Source organism: Kitasatospora sp. NPDC032150 (genome assembly GCF_055579945.1).
The window spans coordinates 1-1,548 of the sequence record NZ_JBVIMH010000107.1 but is presented as its reverse complement, the minus strand read 5'-3'; the positions used below and the strand labels follow the sequence as shown (position 1 = coordinate 1,548).

At 66.8% G+C, this 1,548-nt stretch carries 1 pseudogene; it reads right to left on the bottom strand.

Going from position 1 to position 1,548, the window contains the following annotated elements:
* Positions 1 to 419: 419 nt before the first annotated feature.
* A pseudogene (istB, locus tag ACZ5ON_RS36015) lies at positions 420 to 1,190 on the bottom strand (IS21-like element helper ATPase IstB).
* Positions 1,191 to 1,548 lie beyond the last annotated feature (358 nt).

Genomic DNA, 1,548 nt, shown 5'->3' with positions numbered 1-1,548 from the left:
CCGCAAGACGATCACGCCAGCCACCAGCGCGAGTACCTCACCACCAGCTCACGCCAGGCCCATGACCTGCGAATTCAGGATGGAAACGACCCATTGCGAGTCGAGTTCACGATCAACCTGATGATCACGGACAAGTCGGTCTGGCAGGAGGCTCGATCTTGAAGGCGCTGGTGCGGCCGAACCCCAACAACGTCTATGGGCGGTGAGGCCGGCCGCAACGGATCGGCGGATTGATGCCAGGCGGCCAGGACCACTGGTGGGAGGTGACTGACCGAACTCCACTGCAGCGGCTGGCTGCCGGGGTTCTGTCGGCAGTCGAGGGCTATGCCCTTCCCTTCCTTCAGAGCACTGGTGAGGGCGCCGAGCCGCCCTCACCGTGACCAGTGCGCCATGGTGATCGCCGAGCGGACTGGCGATCGTCACCCGATCTTCGGGTTCTCTGCCCTATCGATGGGACCCTTGGGGCGCTTGTTGGGCCGGTAGCTGAGGCCGTTCATGATCACCTGGTGGCTGGTGTTGATCAGCCGGTCCAGCAGGGACTCGGCGACGACGGGGTTCGGGAAGAGCGGATACCAGTCGCTGGGGGCCCGGTTGCTGGTGATGATCAGGGAGCGGCCCTGCCGCTCGCTGACGAGCTCGTAGAGGTCGTCGGCCTGGGCGGCGGTGAGCTGGCGCATTGCGAAGCGTCCAGGATGAGGACGTCGGGGCGGACCAGCTCGCGCATCCGCTTGTCCCAAGTGCGGTCCGTGTGACCGCCGGCCAGTTCGGCCAGGATGCGGCTGGTCTTGCTGAAACGGACGTTTGCGCCCTGGCGGATCGCGAGGTGGCCCAGGGCCTCGCCGACGTTTGTCTTGCCGACCCCGACCGGACCGAACAGAATTACGGACTCGCCTGCATGCAGCCAACGCAGGGCGGCCAGGTCGCGGATCTGGGCTGCGGGCAGCTTTCGGGGAGGCGGCGAAGTCGAACTCCTCCAGGGTGACCTGCTGCTCGAACTTCGCCTTCTGCAGGCGCCGTTGGAGGGCGACGGTCTCGCGACGGGTGATCTCGTCCTGGCAAAGGACCTGGAGGAAGTCCAGGTGGCCGAGCTCGCCGTCGTGGGCCTGGACCAGCCGGACGTCGAGGGTCTCCAGCATCCCGGAGAGGCGAAGCGCCTTGAGCGATTCGCGCAGGGCGGTGTCCAGAGCCAGGTGCGTGACGGGCTTCCCGTCAACCTCGACCTGGGTGGGCACCCGAAGGGGCGGCAGGCTGTCGACCCAGGCCGGTGCAGGACCTGCAGACGCTCGACGCTGATGGGGCGGGTGCCGTCTACGCAGCGGTAGGACGTCGGCAGGAGCTTGAGGCGGGTGGTCGGTGTGTCCGGGTAGGCGGCGCGCACCCACTCCTGCTGGCGGTGATCAGGCCGGCTGTCGCCTCGGCGATCGGCAAGCGCCGCCGGAGGAAGGCGCGCTGAGCAACGCCGCTGCGTTATGGCATGAGTGCGCAGGTCAAGGGGCTTGAACAAGGCAACGGGACACCTGTAGATCAACGATCGGCGAAGAAAGTCGA